We start from the raw sequence: 14,211 nt of genomic DNA, 5'->3' as shown, positions 1-14,211 counted from the left end.
CGCAAGCCGGGCGAGCCGGGAGCGGGGCATGCCCCGGCGAGATGGGCCGGTCAGAACCGGGGCATGCCGCCGAACTGGCGGTCACCGGCGTCGCCGAGGCCCGGCACGATGAACATGTTGTCGTTCAGCCCCTCGTCGATCGACGCGGTGACCAGGCGCAACGGCAGCCCCGACCGCTCCAGCCGGGCGATGCCGACCGGCGCGGCGAGCACGCAGAGCACGGTGATGTCGGTGCAACCCCGGTCGGCGAGCAGCCGGCAGCAGTGCTCCAGCGAACCGCCGGTGGCCAGCATCGGGTCGAGCACCAGCACCGGCAGGCCGGCCAGGTCCCGGGGCAGCGACTCCATGTAGGCGCGCGGCTCGTACGTCTCCTCGTCGCGGGCCAGGCCGACGAAGCCCATCGACGACTCCGGCAGCAGCCCGAGCGCCGCGTCGGCCATCCCGAGGCCGGCCCGCAGCACCGGCACCAGCAGCGGCGGGTTCGCCAACCGGGTGCCCTCGGCCCCGGTGACCGGGGTCTGCACCGGGTACTTCTCGACGGGGAAGGTGCGCGCGGCCTCGTACACCAGCATGGTGGTGAGTTCGTGCAGCGCGGCCCGGAACGACGACGAGTCGGTCCGGGCGTCCCGCATGGCGGTCAGCCGGGACTGGGCGAGCGGGTGGTCAATGACGTGTACGTCCACGATCGCTCAACCTACCGGTCCCGGTCGGTCGGCAGTACGGATGCGTGGCGGGCGGCGACGCGGCTCACCCGGGGCCGGCGGGCCGGGGCGTCCCACCCGCGGCCGACCGGGGCACCCGGCCCGCCGGGCCCTGCGGCGACGCCGGGCAACCCGACCGCCCCCGACCCGGGCTGCTGTGACCAGGATCACCGGACTCGTGGCTGCGTAGTATTCGGGGCATGACGGCGACAACGACGTCGGCCCGGTCGGACCTGTCCGAGCTGGGGCGATCCGAGACCGCGTTGCGGACCTTCCTGCACGGCCTGCCCGGGGTGGACCAGGTCGGGGCGGAGCAGCGGGCGGCACAGCTCGGCACCCGCTCGATCAAGACCACCGCCAAGGCGCAGGCGATCGACCTGGCCATCCGGATGGTCGACCTGACCACCCTGGAGGGGGCCGACACGCCGGGCAAGGTGCGCGCCCTGGCCGCCAAGGCGCTGCGCCCGGACCCGGCCGACCCGACCTGCCCGCACGTCGGCGCGGTCTGCGTCTACCCGGCGATGGTGCCGCACGTGGCCGAGGTGCTGCGCGGCAGCGCCGTGCACCTGGCCAGCGTGGCGACCGCGTTCCCGTCGGGGCAGGCGCCGCTGGACGTCAAGCTCGCCGACACCCGGGCGGCCGTCGCCGCCGGGGCGGACGAGATCGACATGGTGATCAACCGGGGCGCGTTCCTGGCCGGTCGTTACGCCGAGGTCTACGACGAGATCGTCGCCACCAAGGAGGCCTGCGGGGACGCCCACCTCAAGGTGATCCTGGAGACCGGCGAACTGGCCACCTACGACAACGTCCGACGGGCCTCCTGGCTGGGGATGCTGGCCGGCGGCGACTTCATCAAGACCTCCACCGGCAAGGTCCCGGTCGCCGCGACCCTGCCGGTGACCCTGGTGATGCTGGAGGCGGTCCGCGACTTCCGGGCCGCCACCGGGCGGCAGGTAGGCGTCAAGCCGGCCGGCGGGATCAAGAACACCAAGGACGCGATCAAGTACCTGGTGATGGTCAACGAGACCGTCGGCGGCGACTGGCTGAGCCCGGACTGGTTCCGGTTCGGCGCGTCCAGCCTGCTCAACGACCTGCTCATGCAGCGCACCAAGCTGACGACCGGCATTTACTCCGGTCCCGACTACTTCACCCTGGACTGAGCATGATGTTCGAATACGCCCCTGCGCCCGAGTCGCGCGCGATCGTCGACATCAGGTCGTCCTACGGTCTGTTCATCGACGGCAGGTTCGTCGACGGCGAGAACCTCGACAAGACGGTCAACCCGGCCACCGAGGAGGTGCTCGCCGAGGTCACCTGGGCCGGCGCCCAGGACGTCGACCGCGCGGTCCGGGCCGCCCGCAAGGCGTACGAGAAGGTGTGGGGTCCGATGCCCGGCCGGGACCGGGCCAAGTACCTGTACCGGATCGCCCGGCTCATCCAGGAACGCTCCCGTGAGCTGGCGGTGCTGGAGTCGCTGGACAACGGCAAGCCGATCCGCGAGTCCCGGGACGTCGACCTGCCGCTGGTCGCCGCCCACTTCTTCTACTACGCCGGCTGGGCCGACAAGCTGCCGTACGCCGGGTTCGGCGCGGACCCGCGGCCGCTCGGGGTGGCCGCGCAGGTCATCCCGTGGAACTTCCCGCTGCTCATGCTCGCCTGGAAGGTCGCCCCGGCGCTCGCCGCCGGCAACACGGTGGTGCTCAAGCCGGCCGAGACCACCCCGCTGACCGCGCTGCTGTTCGCCGAGATCTGCCAGCAGGCCGACCTACCGGCCGGCGTGGTCAACATCGTCACCGGCGCGGGCGATACCGGCCGGGCGCTGGTGGAGCACCCGGGCGTGGACAAGGTCGCCTTCACCGGCTCCACCGAGGTGGGCAAGGCCATCGCCCGGTCGGTGGCCGGCACCGGCAAGAAGGTCACCCTGGAGCTGGGCGGCAAGGCCGCCAACATCGTCTACGACGACGCGCCGGTCGACCAGGCCGTCGAGGGGATCGTCAACGGCATCTTCTTCAATCAGGGCCACGTCTGCTGCGCCGGTTCCCGGCTGCTGGTCCAGGAGAACGTCGCCGAGCAGGTGCTCGACGCCCTCAAGCGGCGGATGGCGCTGCTGCGCGTCGGCGACCCGCTGGACAAGAACACCGACGTCGGGGCGATCAACTCGGCCGCCCAGCTGGCCCGCATCCGGGAGCTGTCCGACGCCGGGGCCGCCGAGGGGGCGCAGCGCTGGTCGCCGCCGTGTGAGCTGCCCGAGCGGGGGTTCTGGTTCGCGCCGACGATCTTCACCGGGGTCACCCAGGCGCACCGGGTGGCCCGCGAGGAGATCTTCGGCCCGGTGCTGTCGGTGCTGACCTTCCGCACCCCGGCCGAGGCCGTGGAGAAGGCCAACAACACGCCGTACGGGCTGTCGGCCGGGATCTGGACCGACAAGGGCTCGCGCATCCTGTGGACCGCCGACCGGCTGCGCGCCGGGGTGGTCTGGGCCAACACGTTCAACAAGTTCGACCCGACCTCGCCGTTCGGCGGCTACAAGGAGTCGGGCTACGGCCGCGAGGGTGGCCGGCACGGGCTGGAGGGGTACCTCAATGTCTGAGCGGGTCGCGGTACGCAAGACGTACAAGCTCTTCATCGGCGGGAAGTTCCCGCGCAGCGAGTCGGGACGGTCGTATCTCGTGCAGGACTCGAACGTGTCACTGGCCTCCCGCAAGGACGCGCGGGACGCCGTGGTCGCCGCCCGCGCCGCCGTCAAGGGGTGGTCCGGGGCGACCGCGTACAACCGGGGTCAGATCCTCTACCGGGTGGCCGAGATGCTGGAGGGCCGCCGCGAGCAGTTCGTGGCGCTCGGCGTCCCCGGCGGCGAGGTGGACGCGGCGGTCGACCGCTGGGTCTGGTACGCCGGCTGGGCCGACAAGCTCCCCCAGGTGTACGGCGGCGCGAACCCGGTCGCCGGGCCCTACTTCAACCTGTCCGCGCCCGAGCCGACCGGGGTCGTGGCGGTGGTGGCCCCCGAATCCCCGGCGCTGCTCGGCCTGGTCGGCGTGATCGCCCCGGCCATCGTCACCGGCAACACGGTGGTGGTGGCGGCCTCCCCGTCGGCCCCGTTGGCGGCGGTGACCCTGGCCGAGGTGCTGGCCACCTCGGACCTGCCGGGTGGGGTGGTCAACCTGCTCACCGGCCGGATCACCGAGACCGCGCCGACGCTCGCCGCGCACCTGGACGTCAACGCGATCGACCTGGCCGGGGTGACCGACCGGGAGTTGGCGACCGAGCTGGAGGCCGGGGCGGCGGAGAACCTCAAGCGGGTGCTCCGGCCGCTGCCGGCCGACCACGACTGGGCGGGTGACCCGGGCCTGGGCCGGATGACCGCGCTGTTGGAGACCAAGACGGTCTGGCATCCCAAGGGGGTCTGACCGGCCGGGTCGCCGGTGGGCCGGGGCGGCACGGGTCGGTCGGGGCGGCACGGGTCGGTCGGGGCGGCACGGGTCGGTCGGGGCGGCACGGGTCGGTCGGGGTGTCGGCCCGCCCGATGGTCCGACAGCCGGTCGTACTACCGGGGGTAGGATTGCCGGGTGACGCGGTTGGGTGATCTTGAGCGGGCGGTGATGGACGTGCTGTGGGACGTGGTCCCGGGCACGTCGGACGGGGTGACCGTGCGGGAGGTCGCCGAGGCCCTGGACGGGCGCGAGTTGGCGTACACGACGGTGATGACCGTGCTGGACCGGCTCGCCGGCAAGGGCATGGTGCAGCGGGAACGCGAGGGGCGGGCCTGGCGCTACCGGGCCGCCGCCAGCCGGGAGGCGCACATCGCCCGACTCATGCTCGACGCCCTCGACCTCGGCGGCAGCCGGGACGCCGCGCTGGTGCGCTTCGCCCGTTCGGTGACCGGCACCGAGGCCGAGGTGCTGCGGGCGGCGCTCGGCGCGGAGGCGGGGCTGACCGGCCCCGCACCGGCCGGACCCGACGCCGGCACGCCGGCCCGGCAGGACGCCCGGCCGGACTCCGGGACCGGGCGGCACGAGGCCGGGCTGACCGACCGGGTCGGGGACCCCCGCACCGGCCGGGCCCGGACCGCCGACGAGGCGACGGACCGGTAGGGCGGCCACCATGGCGTACGCCGTGCACTTCGCCGGGGCGATCCTGGCCTGCTGGCTGACCGCGCAGGTGTTGGCCGGGTCCACCTGGACGTGGCGGGCCCCCCGGGTCGCGATCGTCTGCTGGCAGGCGGTCGGGTTGGCCCTCGGCCTGTCCGCGATGGGCCTGCCGATGGCGCTCGGGCTGACCGCGTACGACCGGCCGACCGGCGGGGCGTTGCTGGCCCTCGCCGACGACCTGGCCCACGGCACCCTGCCGGCCGGGGTGACCGCCGTCCACCTCGGCCTGGTCGGGGTCGGCTTCGGCATCGGCGCGGTGCTGCTCGGCACCACCGTCCGCAGCGTGCACGCCGCCGTGAGCGCCCAGCGTCGGCACCGGGACCTGCTCACCCTGGTCGCCCGCCGGGACCCGACGATTCCCGGCGCGCTGGTCCTCGACCACCCCGGCGCCGCCGCGTACTGCCTGCCCGGGGTGCGCCCCCGGGTGGTGGTCAGCGCCGGCACGCTCAGCCTGCTGGACCGGGCCGAGCTGGCGGCGGTGCTCGCCCACGAGCGGGCGCACGCCCAGGAGCGCCACGACCTGGTGCTGTTGCCGTTCACCGCGCTGTGCCGGGCGCTGCCGTGGTTCCGGTGGGTCCGCGCCGCCCACGAGCGGGTGGCCCTGCTGGTCGAGATGCGGGCCGACGACAAGGCCCGTGAGCTGCACGCCGACGCCCCGCTGGCGGGTGCGCTGCGCCGGTTCGCCGCCGCCGGGCACCGGGTCACCCCGGCCGGCGCGCTCGGCATGGGCGACCGCGACCTCGACGTCCGGATGCAGCGGCTGCTGGTCGCCGACCGGCCGCCCCGGCTGCTCGGGGCCGCCGCGCTGGCGGTGACCACCACCCTGGCCGCCCTCCCGATCTCCCTCTTCCTGAGCTGACCGCAGCCGGCCGGCCCGACCGCGCGCCGCCGGACCGCCGCACGCCGCCGGACCACGGACCAGGGCGGCGGCCCGGTCGCGCTGGTCGGTCAGCAGACCGCGCAGCCGGCGGCCACCCGGCTGGATCGGCTGCGCCCTGCCCCGCCGATCGCGCCCTGTCCCGCCGATCGCGCCCTGCCTGCCTGATCCGTCCCGTCCGCCGGAGTTGGCGGCGATGCCGTGCGGATGGATAGGTAGCGAGCCTACGTGTAGGCTGCCTACGAAAAGCGGGACTACGTTAGAGAGCGGTCATGGACACCCTGCTCCTCGCGCGCCTCCAGTTCGCCACCACCACCTCGATCCACTTCCTCTTCGTGGCGGTCACCCTCGGGCTGGTCACCCTGCTGGTCGGCATGCAGACCGCCTGGTTCGTCACCGGCAACCCGCAGTGGGAACGGCTGACCCGGTTCTGGGGCCAGCTCTACGTGATCAACTACGTGCTCGGCATCGCCAGCGGCATCCTGCTGGAGTTCCAGTTCGGGCTGAACTGGAGCGGGCTGTCGCGCTACGTCGGCAACGTCTTCGGGGCCCCGCTGGCGATCGAGACGCTCGTGGCGTTCTTCCTGGAGTCGACGTTCCTCGGCATGTGGATCTTCGGCTGGCACCGGCTGCGGCGCGGCGTACACCTGGCGCTGCTCTGGGGGGTCGCACTCACCGCGTACGCCTCGGCCTTCTGGATCATGGTGGCGAACGCCTGGCTCCAGCACCCGGTCGGCTTCCGGGTGCGTGACGGGGTCGCCCACCTGACCGACTTCGGAGCGTTGCTCACCAACCCCACCCTCGGCATGGCGCTGGGCCACGTGATCGCCGCCAGCCTGCTCACCGGCGGCATGCTGATGGCCTCGGTCAGCGCCTGGCACCTGATCCGACGGACCGCCGACTTCGCCCTGCACCGCACCTCGCTGCGGATCGGGCTGGTCACCGCCGCCCTGTCGGTCAGCCTGGTGCAGGGGTTCGGCTTCGCCCAGTTCGGCCCGGTCGGCGACCTGCAACCCACCAAGTTCGACGCCGGCCCGACCGCCGACGCCCGCATCGCCGAGTGGACCACCCGGTTCGGCCCCGGTGACTACACCCCGCCGGCGCTGTCCAACGTCGGGCTCGGCTTCATGATCCTCATCGGGTTCACCCTGGGCTGCGTCTGGCTGCTGCTGCCGCTGCTCTGGCGGGACCTGGTGATCCGGCTGCGGTTCCCGCTCTGGCTGACCCTGTGCGCCCTGCCACTGCCCTTCGTCGCGGTCATCCTCGGCTGGCTCGCCCGGGAGGTCGGCCGGCAGCCCTGGGCCGCGTACGGGTTGCTCCCCACCGACCGGGCCGTCTCCGACGTCGACCCCGGCCTGATGCTCGCCTCGCTGATCGGTTTCAGCCTGCTGCTCGGCACCCTCGCCGTCACCAACTGGACGCTGCTCGCCCGGCACGCCGCCCGGGGCGCCACCGACCCGGCGCTCGGCCGCCCGCCCGGCGTCCTCGACGACGACGAACCCCGGCCGGCCCGCGCCTTCGCCTGAGAGGACCCCGATGCCCCTCCTCTGGTACGCCCTGCTCGGCCTCCTCTTCGCCGGCTACCTCGTCCTCGCCGGCTACGACTACGGCGTCGGGCTGCTGCTCGCCCGGCGGGACACCCCGACCGCCCACCGCGCCGGGCTCACCGCCCTCGGCCCCTTCTTCCTCGGCAACGAGGTGTGGCTGGTGGCCGCCGTCGGCATCCTCTTCGGCGTCTTCCCCACCCTGGAGGGCGAACTCCTCTCCGGCTACTACCCCGCCGTGGCCGGAGCGCTGGCCGGGGTGATCCTGGTCACCGCCGGGGTGCAGCAGCGCAGTCGGCCGACCGGGCCGGCCGCCCGCCGGGGCTGGGACCGGGTGGTCGTGGTCGGCAGCGCACTCGCCGTGTTCGGCTGGGGTGCCCTGCTCGCCGGGCTGCTCCAGGGCCTGCCGATCGACACCTACGGTCACGTCGCCGGGCAGAGCCACCTGGCCACCCCGTTCGTCGCCGCCACCGGGCTCGCCCTGCTCGTCCTCGTCGCCGCGCACGGTGCGACCTTCCTCACCCTGCGGCTGCCGACCGCCGACGCCCCGGTGACCGCCCGGCTGGCCCGCCGGCTGCTCGCCGGGTCGCTCGCCGCCGTCACCACGGCCGCCGCGCTGGGCCTGCTCTCCGACCGGGTACGCGCAGCGACCAGCCAGCCGCTTCCCGCCGTACTGCTGCTGGTGGCGCTGGTCGGGGCGCTGGTTGCGGCCCGCGCGGCGCTGCACCGGGGCCGACCCGGGGTGGCCCTGGCCGCCACCGGCACTACCCTGGCGCTGCCGGTGGCGCTGGTCGGGGTGGCCCGTTGGCCGGCCGTGCTGGTCTCCACGGTCGACCCGGCGGCCACCGTCGGCGTCACCGACGCGGCGGCCAGCGGGCCGACCTTGCAGCTGCTGGGCTGGCTGCTGCTGCCCCTCCTGCCGGCCCTACTAGGCTTCCAGGCAATGTGCTGGTGGGTGTTCCGGGGACGGACCGACGGCAGGGCACCGGTGTACTGGTGAACCGCCGTCCCTTCGACCCGCGTCTGCTGCGCCGGGTCCCCGCGGCCCGGCGCGACCTCGCCGTGCTCGCCGCCCTCGGCGGGCTCACCGCGCTACTGGTCGTCGCGCAGGCCACCGCCCTGGCCACGGTGCTCGCGACCGCCATCGACGGCCGGCTGGACACCACCGCGCTGGCCGGTTTCGTCGCCGCCGTCGGCGGTCGGGCCCTGGTCACCTGGGGGCAGGGCACCGCCGCCGCACGGGCCGCCGCCACCGTGAAGGCCACCCTCCGCGCCGACCTGCTGGCCGCCGTCGGCCGGCACGGGCCCGGCTGGGTCGCCGGCCAGCGGGCCGGCCAGCTCGCCACCCTCACCGGGCGCGGCCTCGACGCGTTGGACGCCTACTTCACCGGCTACCTCCCCCAGCTCGTGCTCAGCGTCACCGTGCCGGCCGCCGTGCTGGCCCGGCTGGTCTTCGCCGACTGGAGCTCGGCCCTGATCATCGTGCTCACCATCCCGCTGATCCCGGTCTTCGGCGCGCTGCTCGGCTGGCAGGCCCAGGCCGCCACCGAACGGCAGTGGCGGCGGCTGTCGATGCTCGGCGGGCACTTCCTCGACATGGTGGCCGGGCTGCCCACCCTGCGCGCGTTCGGCCGGGCCCGGACGCAGACCGAGGTGGTCCGCCGGATGGCCGACGGGCACCGGGTCGCCACCATGAAGACCCTGCGGATCGCCTTCCTCTCCGCGCTGGTGTTGGAACTGGTCGCCACCCTGTCGGTGGCGCTGGTCGCGGTGCCGGTCGGCATCCGGCTGCTCGACGGCGGCATCACCCTGGCCACCGCGCTGCTGGTGCTGCTGCTCACCCCGGAGGCGTACCTGCCGTTGCGGGCCGCCGGCAGCCGGTTCCACGCCAGCATGGAGGGGCTCACCGCGCTGGACGAGGCGCTGACCGTCTCCGCCGTACCCGCCGACCCGACCGCAGCGGCGGCCGGGGGCCCCGCCGCCGGGGTGCCCGCCGGCCCGGCGGGGGTCGGGGCACGCGTCGGTACGCCGTCCGGGGCGGGCGAGATCGTGTTCACCGACGTCACCGTCGCCTACGAGCGGACCACCGCCTTGCGGGACGTCACGCTCACCATCCGACCGGGCGAACGGATCGCCGTCGTCGGGCCGAGCGGCGCCGGCAAGAGCACCCTGCTCGGCCTGCTGCTCGGCTTCGTCACGCCCACCGCCGGCCGGATCACCGTCGCCGGGGTCGACCTGGCCGACGTCGACCCCGACGACTGGCGTCGGCAGATCGCCTGGGTGCCGCAGCGGGCCCACCTCTTCGCCGCCACGCTTGCCGACAACATCCGGCTGGGCGCGCCCGACACCCCGGACGCCACCCTGGCCCGCGCGGTCACCGACGCCGCACTGGACGACGTGGTGACGGCCCTGCCCGACGGGCTGGGCACCCTGCTCGGCGAGCGCGGCCACGGGCTGTCCAGCGGTCAACGGCAGCGGGTCGCCCTGGCCCGCGCCTTCCTCCGGGACGCCCCGCTCGTGCTGCTCGACGAGCCGACCGCCCGGCTGGACACCGCCAGCGAGACCATCGTCCTGGCGGCCACCCGGCGGCTGGTGGCCGGTCGCACCGCCCTGCTGGTGGCGCACCGGCCGGCCCTCCTGGCGGACGCCGACCGGGTCCTGCACGTCGCCGCCGGGCGGGTGACCGAGCTGACCCCGGCCGCAGAGGCCGGCCGATGAGCGCCCGACCCGCCTCCGTCACGCCGACCCGAGCCGCCCCTTCCCTGGCGCGGGAGGCCCGCCGATGAACCCCGGACCCGTCCCTGCCGCGCGGCCCGAGCGGGTGGTGCTGCGGTTGGCCCGGCCGTACCTGGGCCGACTGCTCGGGGCCGGACTGCTCGCCTCGGCCACCGAACTCGCCGGACTGGCCCTGATGGCCACCGCCACCTGGCTGCTGATGAGCGCCGCCGGCCAGCCACCGCTGGACCGGCTGACGGTCGCCATCGTGGCCGTCCGGGCGCTGGCGGTCAGCCGGGGCGTGCTGCGCTACACCGAACGGCTCGCCGGGCACGACGCCGTGCTCCGCCTGGTCACCGACGTCCGGGCCCGGGTCTTCGCCACCCTCGCCGCCCGGCCCACCCCGGCCGGCCAGCGCACCGGGGACGCCCTGAGCCGGCTGGTCTCCGACGTCGAGGCGGTGCAGGACCTGCTGCTCCGGGTGCTCGTGCCCGGGGCGGCAGCCGCCCTGGTCGGGGTGCTCGCCGTCGGTGGGGCCGCCCTGATCTCGCTGCCCTCGGCCGGGGTGCTCGCGGTCGGGCTGCTGGTCACCGGGGTGGCACTGCCGGTGCTGGCCACCGCGCTGACCCGCCGGGCCGCCGACGAGGTGGCACCGCTGCGCGGGGCGCTCGCCACCGACGCCGTCGACCTCACCCACGGTGCCGCCGACCTGGCCGCCTTCGGGGCCACCGGCCAGGCGCTGCGGGCCGCGACCCGCCGCGCCGACCGGCTGGCCCGATTGGAGCGCCGGCTCGCCGCGACCGGATTCGCGGTGGACGCGGCCGGGGTGCTGGTGGCCGGACTGACCGCCGCCGGGGTGGTGCTCGCCGCCCTCCGCGCCGACGTGGCCGGGGTGCTGGTGGGGGTGCTCGCCGTCGGCACCCTCGCCGCGGTGGAGATCACGTTGGCGCTGGTCGGCGCGGCGCGGCAGTGGACCCAGCTCCGCGCGGGCCTGTCCCGGGTCGCCGCCCTGCTCGACGACCCCACCGGCGCGGCCGGCCCGGGAGCCGCCGGTGGTCCGGGAGCCGCCGGTGGCCCGGGAGCCGCCGGTGGCCCGGGGGACGGCGGTGGCCCGGGGGACGCCGGTGCTCCGGGGGACGCCGATGGCCCGGGGGGCGTGGGGGCGGCGGCGCGCGACGTGCGGTTCGACGGGGTCGTCGTGCGGTACCGGGAGGGGGCCGCGCCCGCCCTCGCCGGATTCGACCTCGACCTGCCCGCCGGCCGCCGGATCGCGGTCGTCGGGCCGAGCGGCGCCGGCAAGAGCACCCTGGCCGCGGTGCTGACCGGGGCGGTACGACCCGACACCGGCCGGGTCACCCTGGCCGGTCGGGACGTGTCGGCGTACCCGCCCGAGGAGCTGCCCCGGGCGATCGGCGGCCTGTTCGCCGAGGCGTACGTCTTCCACGCGTCGGTGCGGGAGAACCTGCTGCTCGGCCGGCCCGACGCGGACGAGGCCGAGCTGGCCGCGGCGACCCGCGCCGCCGGCCTGCTGGACTGGGTGACGGACCAGCCCGACGGTTGGGACACCATGGTCGGCGAGGAGGGCGGTCAGCTCTCCGGCGGGCAGCGGCAGCGGCTCGCGCTGGCCCGGGCACTGCTCGCCGCGCCCGGCGTCCTGGTGCTGGACGAACCGACCGAGGGTCTCGACCCGGTCGCCGCCGACGCGGTACTCGCCGGAGTGCTGGCAGCCACCCCCGCCGGGCACTCCGTGCTGCTGATCAGCCACCGGCTCAGCGGCCTGTCCGGGATGGACGAGGTCGTGGTCCTGGACGCCGGCCGGATCGTCCAGCGGGGGCGGCACGCCGATCTGGTCACCACCGCCGGCTGGTACCGGGACCAGTGGGTGCTCCAGGAGGCCGCCGAGCGCGGATACCTGACGCTGACGCCCTGAACGAGCCGACCCCGGCCCGCGTCCCGGAGCCGCCCCACACCGGAGCCCGGGTCCGGGAATCTCCCCGACGCGCGGCCCGCCCGGTCGTGGCAGGGTGATGCCATGCGCGCCTGCGACGAGGTAGGAATCGACGAGCGGCTGCGGGATCTGGAGTCCCGGCTGCACGGTCCGACGCGGCTACGGACCGAACTCATCCGCGAGGTACGGGACGCGCTGGACGACGCCGCCGAGGCGTACCGGGACGGTGGCCTGCCGGCGCGGGAGGCCGAACGACGGGCCGTGGTCGACTTCGGCTCGCCTGCCGAACTTGCTCCGGCCTACCAGGCGGAGTTGGCCGCCGGGACGCTGCGCGGGTTGGCCCGGCGGGCGCTGGTGATCGCCGTGCTGCTGGCGGCCTGCGGTGACCTGACCTGGCAGGGGTCGAGCTGGAGCGGTGGGCCGCCCCCGCCCGCCGGCTACCAGGTGCTCGCCGGCTCGATGCACGGCATCTGGCTGACCGTGGCCGCGGTCGCGCTGGCCGCCCTGGTGTCCGGGCGTTGGGCGGCCCGTCGCGGTCGGGCCGGCACATCCGTGAACCGGCTGCTCGGCTGGGGACTGACCGGCACCCTGGCTCTCGGCGCGGTCGCCGGGGTGGCCCTCTTCGGCTGGTCGATCGCGCTGTGGGAGGCCGCCCTGACCTGGCCTCCGATGATCGTCGGCGCGGTGCTGGCCGGTGCCGCCCACTTCGCGCTCTTCCGGGCCACCCGCTTCTGGCTGGTCGCCACCCGCTGACGCTGCGGGGTCAGGCCGGCGTGGCGGGCGGGCCGGCAGGGTCGAGGAACCGGCCGACGGTGGCACTGAACTCGCGCCACCCGGCCCGTTCGCCGGCCAGCGACGCCCGACCGGAGTCGGTGAGCCGGTACGTCCGCCGCTCCCGCCCGTTGACCGTGCTCCAGGAACTGACCACGTGGCCGGCCCGCTCCAACCGACGCAACGCCGGATAGATGGTGCCGGTCGGCAGATCGAGCTGGCCCGCGCTGCGGGCGCGCAGCGCCTCGATGACCGCGTAGCCGTGCAGTTCGCCCTGCTCCAGCACGGCCAGCAACAGGGCGTCGAGGTGGCCGTGCAACGCCTGAGCCTTCATGCGTAGCAACGCTACTTGTCGGCCGCCCGGACCGCCAGCAGGCACGGGTTCCGGGCCTCGCCGGGGTGCGGGGTCGGCCCACGGCCGGCCGCCCATTAGGGTATGTGCCCAGAGTCACTCGGCGACCGCATGCCGCCGAGTGGGTAACCCGACGCACACGGAGGTCAGCGTGGCCCGCCAGTCGCCCCAACGGCCCGACGCCGACGAACCCGAGCTCGGCGACACCGATGGGCCGACCGCGCCCGACGTGGAGTCCGGCCCGGCCGACCGCTCGCTCTGGGACGAGCTGAGCATCGATCCGGTCGAGATCGCCCTGCCCGCCGGCACCGGTTTCACCCTCCGGGCGTACCGGGCGGCACGCGAGCTGACCCCGACGGACGTCGCCGAGCGCGACGAGGACGACCCCTTCCTGGCCCGCCGCCAGGTCGTCGAGGCCGAGGACGACGACGAGGTGGTGATCCTCGACGAGGAGTTCGCCGCACTCTCCGCCGAGGACGAGGACGACGAGGACCGCAAGGGCGTGAGCGACGGCAAGCGCGCCGGTGGCAAGGGCACCGACACCCTCGACGCCGACGCCTCGGACGCCGACGACGACACCGACGCCTCGGACGCCGACGAGGACGCGGATGCCGACGACGACACCGACGGCGACGAGGAGGTGCCGGTCTTCCTGAGCCACAAGGGCCGGCTGCTGCTGTTCAAGACGCCCGAGTCGCTCGTCAGTTTCATCCGCTCCGGGGCACCCAACGACCTGTCTCAACTGGACGGTTGGAATGAACTGTCCGAACGGGTGGAGCCGGCCGACATCGCCCCGCGCGACGAGGACACCTACGAACTCGACCTGGTCGTGGAGAACCTGCGCGGTGGGCACGACACGTGGGACCCGACCCTGCTGATCGAGGCCGGCGAGGTCGCCCGTGACCTGTCGTACGCGCTGCGGCTACCCGCCGTGCTGGACATGCTCTCGGCCGGCTCCAGCCTGGACGATCTCGACGAGGCGCTGCGCGCTTCTGTCAACGGCGGAGTCGGTGGATTTCTCGGCCGTAGGCGGCTGAAGAAAATCGGTGCCCAGACCGCAAGCTTGGGGTGGCGCACCATTGTCGGCAAGATCTCTGCCGTCGTGGACTGGCGCGACTGACCCCGAACGGGGAGCATCAGTGGCTGGCAGAGAAT

General features: G+C 74.8%; 13 protein-coding genes. 11 read left to right on the top strand and 2 right to left on the bottom strand.

Annotated features, from left to right (window positions below):
- Positions 1–50: 50 nt before the first annotated feature.
- The gene (gene upp / locus AB0B63_RS17690) at positions 51–683 is read right to left on the bottom strand and encodes a uracil phosphoribosyltransferase (RefSeq protein ID WP_208568623.1); all 633 of its coding nucleotides are present in this window, start codon (positions 681–683) and stop codon (positions 51–53) included.
- A gap of 218 nt (positions 684–901) precedes the next feature.
- Between upp and deoC the strand changes: the two genes are divergently transcribed.
- The 10 genes from deoC (at position 902) to AB0B63_RS17640 (ending at position 12,686) form a co-directional block, all read left to right on the top strand.
- The gene (gene deoC / locus AB0B63_RS17685) at positions 902–1,861 is read left to right on the top strand and encodes a deoxyribose-phosphate aldolase (RefSeq protein WP_208568624.1); all 960 of its coding nucleotides are present in this window, start codon (positions 902–904) and stop codon (positions 1,859–1,861) included.
- Positions 1,862–1,866: 5 nt separating this feature from the next.
- Positions 1,867–3,291, top strand: a complete 1,425-nt coding sequence (locus AB0B63_RS17680) for an aldehyde dehydrogenase family protein (protein ID WP_357019961.1) — start codon at positions 1,867–1,869, stop codon at positions 3,289–3,291.
- Positions 3,284–4,108: an aldehyde dehydrogenase family protein gene (locus AB0B63_RS17675; protein WP_357019679.1), complete on the top strand. Its 825-nt coding sequence runs from the start codon at positions 3,284–3,286 to the stop codon at positions 4,106–4,108. The genes AB0B63_RS17680 and AB0B63_RS17675 overlap by 8 nt, the downstream gene beginning before the upstream one ends.
- A 159-nt stretch (positions 4,109–4,267) precedes the next feature.
- Positions 4,268–4,792 carry a BlaI/MecI/CopY family transcriptional regulator gene (locus AB0B63_RS17670; protein WP_357019676.1) on the top strand — a complete coding sequence of 175 codons (525 nt, stop codon included), beginning with the start codon at positions 4,268–4,270 and terminating at the stop codon, positions 4,790–4,792.
- Positions 4,793–4,802: 10 nt separating this feature from the next.
- Positions 4,803–5,708 (top strand): M56 family metallopeptidase, encoded by a 906-nt coding sequence (locus AB0B63_RS17665; protein WP_208568627.1) that lies wholly within the window; start codon positions 4,803–4,805, stop codon positions 5,706–5,708.
- A gap of 290 nt (positions 5,709–5,998) precedes the next feature.
- Positions 5,999–7,252, top strand: coding sequence for a cytochrome ubiquinol oxidase subunit I (locus AB0B63_RS17660; protein WP_357019673.1), 1,254 nt, complete (start codon positions 5,999–6,001; stop codon positions 7,250–7,252).
- Between the two features lie 10 nt (positions 7,253–7,262).
- On the top strand, positions 7,263–8,270 hold the full coding sequence (locus tag AB0B63_RS17655; RefSeq protein ID WP_357019670.1) for a cytochrome d ubiquinol oxidase subunit II: 1,008 nt from the start codon (positions 7,263–7,265) through the stop codon (positions 8,268–8,270).
- A complete protein-coding gene (gene cydD / locus AB0B63_RS17650) occupies positions 8,267–9,988 on the top strand; it encodes a thiol reductant ABC exporter subunit CydD (protein ID WP_357019667.1) in 1,722 nt (573 codons plus the stop codon). Before AB0B63_RS17655 ends, cydD begins: the two co-directional genes overlap by 4 nt.
- 64 nt (positions 9,989–10,052) lie before the next feature.
- Entirely contained in the window at positions 10,053–11,915 is a 1,863-nt protein-coding gene (cydC, locus tag AB0B63_RS17645; RefSeq protein WP_357019663.1) for a thiol reductant ABC exporter subunit CydC, read from the top strand.
- 102 nt (positions 11,916–12,017) lie between these two features.
- The gene (locus AB0B63_RS17640; RefSeq protein ID WP_357019660.1) at positions 12,018–12,686 is read left to right on the top strand and encodes a permease prefix domain 1-containing protein; all 669 of its coding nucleotides are present in this window, start codon (positions 12,018–12,020) and stop codon (positions 12,684–12,686) included.
- A 10-nt stretch (positions 12,687–12,696) separates the two neighbouring features.
- On the opposite strand, the gene AB0B63_RS17635 is transcribed toward AB0B63_RS17640, so the two are convergent.
- On the bottom strand, positions 12,697–13,038 hold the full coding sequence (locus AB0B63_RS17635; protein ID WP_357019657.1) for a helix-turn-helix transcriptional regulator: 342 nt from the start codon (positions 13,036–13,038) through the stop codon (positions 12,697–12,699).
- Between the two features lie 139 nt (positions 13,039–13,177).
- Here AB0B63_RS17635 and AB0B63_RS17630 point away from each other — a divergent pair, with 139 nt between their 5' ends.
- A complete protein-coding gene (locus AB0B63_RS17630) occupies positions 13,178–14,176 on the top strand; it encodes a DNA primase (protein ID WP_357019654.1) in 999 nt (332 codons plus the stop codon).
- Positions 14,177–14,211: the final 35 nt, after the last annotated feature.

Origin of the sequence: Micromonospora sp. NPDC049081 (assembly GCF_040648835.1) — a bacterium.
Taxonomy (GTDB): domain Bacteria; phylum Actinomycetota; class Actinomycetes; order Mycobacteriales; family Micromonosporaceae; genus Micromonospora; species Micromonospora antibiotica.
This window is presented reverse-complemented; position numbering and strand designations above follow the sequence as displayed.

Bases quoted from the DNA above. Each gene is read 5' to 3' on its own strand.
- deoC (WP_208568624.1), top strand. From the start codon at position 902: ATGACGGCGACAACGACGTCGGCCCGGTCGGACCTGTCCGAGCTGGGG.
- AB0B63_RS17680 (WP_357019961.1), top strand. From the start codon at position 1,867: ATGTTCGAATACGCCCCTGCGCCCGAGTCGCGCGCGATCGTCGACATC.
- AB0B63_RS17675 (WP_357019679.1), top strand. From the start codon at position 3,284: ATGTCTGAGCGGGTCGCGGTACGCAAGACGTACAAGCTCTTCATCGGC.
- AB0B63_RS17665 (WP_208568627.1), top strand. From the start codon at position 4,803: ATGGCGTACGCCGTGCACTTCGCCGGGGCGATCCTGGCCTGCTGGCTG.
- AB0B63_RS17660 (WP_357019673.1), top strand. From the start codon at position 5,999: ATGGACACCCTGCTCCTCGCGCGCCTCCAGTTCGCCACCACCACCTCG.
- AB0B63_RS17655 (WP_357019670.1), top strand. From the start codon at position 7,263: ATGCCCCTCCTCTGGTACGCCCTGCTCGGCCTCCTCTTCGCCGGCTAC.
- cydC (WP_357019663.1), top strand. From the start codon at position 10,053: ATGAACCCCGGACCCGTCCCTGCCGCGCGGCCCGAGCGGGTGGTGCTG.
- AB0B63_RS17640 (WP_357019660.1), top strand. From the start codon at position 12,018: ATGCGCGCCTGCGACGAGGTAGGAATCGACGAGCGGCTGCGGGATCTG.
- AB0B63_RS17635 (WP_357019657.1), bottom strand. From the start codon at position 13,038: ATGAAGGCTCAGGCGTTGCACGGCCACCTCGACGCCCTGTTGCTGGCC.